At 65.4% G+C, this 280-nt stretch carries 1 pseudogene; it reads left to right on the top strand.

Annotated elements, in window-relative coordinates:
* Positions 1-280: pseudogene (locus IF06_RS0131855) on the top strand (hypothetical protein); the annotation flags it as partial.

Here is a 280-nt window from a genome sequence, read left to right as displayed (position 1 = left end):
CGTGCAGGGCAACCAGTCCCACATCGACCTGAACGACGAGCAGACCGCCAACGTCAAGGCCATCATCGCCGCCACCAAGAAGGCCGGCATGGACGAGCGTGCCGCGGTCGTGTCGATCGCGACGGCGTTGCAGGAGTCGAAGCTGGAGAACCTCGGCCACCTGGGTGACCGTAACGACCATGACTCGCAGGGCCTGTTCCAGCAGCGCCCGTCCAGTGGTTGGGGCACGGTGGAGCAGATCACCGACCCGGAGTACTCCACGACGGCGTTCCTGAAGGGT

It is taken from the genome of Micromonospora globosa, from assembly GCF_000717585.1.
GTDB lineage: Bacteria > Actinomycetota > Actinomycetes > Mycobacteriales > Micromonosporaceae > Micromonospora > Micromonospora aurantiaca.
The sequence above is the reverse complement of the archived record's forward strand: the minus strand, read 5'-3'. Positions and strand labels throughout refer to the sequence as shown.